Below are 1,438 nucleotides of genomic sequence, written 5' to 3'. Positions count from 1 at the left end.
CAGCCACGTCGGCGACGCCACACCGATCGGCGACCTGCTCGCCGGCATGCGTATCGTGGCGCGCGCTGCTCGCGTGCGCTTCGGCGGCGCGATCCTCATCCTCCCCGACGACGACCTCGACGACGCGGTCACGCCCCTGGGCTCTGTGCGAGGTGTGCCGGTCGTGGTCGTGCGCCGCAGCGCGCTGCGCACGGTGCTGCGCGGCGGGGTTCCGGGAGCCCGCGTGCTCGGCGGCAACGAGGCGTTCGACGTGCGCAGCCGATTGACGCACAGCACCCGTGTGCTCTCCCCCTGACATCCCGCGGGATCGGACGCCCGTGCCCGACGTGGCCGCGCGGGTTACGGTGAGAGCGTGAATGCCACCGACCCGCTGCCCGATCACCCCGCCCCGGACGCCCCGGAGGGCAAGCTCGTGCTGCTGCGTCACGGCGAGACCGAGTGGTCGCGCACCGGCAGGCACACCGGCCTGACCGACATCCCGCTCACCCCGCACGGCGAAGAGCTCGCCCGGTCGGCCGGCGAGCTGGTGACGGGCTACGACTTCGGGCTCGTGCTGAGTTCTCCGCTGCAGCGCGCCCGCCGCACGGCCGAGCTCGCCGGGTTGACGGCGGCGATCGATCCGCTGCTCGTGGAGTGGGACTACGGCGGATACGAGGGCCGCACCACCAAGGAGATCCGCGCCGAGCTGGGCTACAACTGGACCACCTTCGAGCACGGAGTGATCCGCGGCGAGACGCCGGGCGAGACGGTCGAGGAGGTCGCCGCCCGGGCATCCCGCGTGCTGACGAGAGTGCTGCCGGCGATGGCATCCGGAGATGTCGCCCTCGTCGCGCACGGCCACTATCTGCGCATCCTCACCGCGGTGTTCCTGCGGCAGGCGCCGCGGTTCGGCGCGTCGATCTCGCTGGATGCCGGATCGGTGTCGGTGCTGGGATTCGCCCGCGAGCAGCCGGCGATCCTCGCCTGGAACCACGGACCGCGCCTGCCGATGCAGCCCGCCGAGTCCTGAGACGAGATCGGGGGCCGCATGAGCAGCGCAGTGGATCACGACGTGATCGTCATCGGCGCGGGGCTGGCGGGGCTGCGCGCCGCAACCGTGCTCGCCGAAGCGGGCCTTGACGTCGTGGTGCTCGAGGCCTCGGACGATGTCGGCGGGCGACAGCGTACCGACATCGTCGACGGGTTCCGGCTGGATCGCGGATTCCAGGTGCTCAACCCCGCGTACCGCTCCGTGAGGCGGTGGGCGGACGTGCCGGGCCTGCAGCTGCAGCCGTTCCCGATCGGGGTGCACGTGCGCCGCGCGGACGACATCCCGGGCGATCCGATCGGACTGGCCACGCTGGCCGACGTGTCCCTGGCCGGTGCCATGGTCGACGTGCCGTTCCTGTGCCACTTCGCTCGGGCCATCACCCTCACCGACGCGCTGCCGTACAAGGAG

The 1,438-nt window shown here is 72.2% G+C and carries 2 protein-coding genes and 1 pseudogene; all 3 read left to right on the top strand.

What is annotated here, in order from left to right; all coding sequences use genetic code 11:
* Positions 1-295 (top strand): annotated as a pseudogene (locus tag RT309_RS14980) (molecular chaperone DnaJ); the annotation flags it as partial.
* Positions 296-352: 57 nt separating this feature from the next.
* Complete coding sequence (locus tag RT309_RS14975; protein ID WP_313358315.1) at positions 353-1,009, top strand: histidine phosphatase family protein; 657 nt, start codon at positions 353-355, stop codon at positions 1,007-1,009.
* Between the two features lie 18 nt (positions 1,010-1,027).
* Positions 1,028-1,438, top strand: a 411-nt coding sequence (locus tag RT309_RS14970; protein WP_313358313.1) for an FAD-dependent oxidoreductase, incomplete at its 3' end; no start/stop codon positions are given.

The sequence above is a fragment of the Microbacterium sp. genome, assembly GCF_032084865.1.
Classification (GTDB): domain Bacteria; phylum Actinomycetota; class Actinomycetes; order Actinomycetales; family Microbacteriaceae; genus Microbacterium.
Note: the sequence above shows the minus strand (reverse complement) of the source record. Positions and strands in the feature narration are given on the sequence as shown.